The organism is Psychrobacter sp. AOP31-B2-9, from assembly GCF_052378005.1.
Taxonomy (GTDB): Bacteria; Pseudomonadota; Gammaproteobacteria; order Pseudomonadales; family Moraxellaceae; genus Psychrobacter.
On the sequence record NZ_JBQSXG010000383.1, the window covers coordinates 1 to 246 of the forward strand.

Genomic DNA, 246 nt, shown 5'->3' on the forward strand with positions numbered 1-246 from the left:
ACTTTACGCTTCTTGCGATACACGTAAGTCCAGAACTCATCAACCTCTAAGCGTTCATAGTAGCTCTTCTTAGGCGCGATCTTATAAATGGATGAGCCTATGGTGCTCAATACTTTACCGATACTGACTGAGGCTATAATAGCTATGTCTCTAACGCCGCAACCTCTAACCGTCATTAGCCGTATGATGTCTTCTATTTTAGAATGACAGCCGTGATAGGTTAAGGCATGGTCACCAATAAATTGT

At 42.3% G+C, this 246-nt stretch carries 1 pseudogene; it reads right to left on the bottom strand.

What is annotated here, in order from left to right:
* A pseudogene (locus ACT3SX_RS15740) lies at positions 1-246 on the bottom strand (IS1 family transposase); the annotation flags it as partial.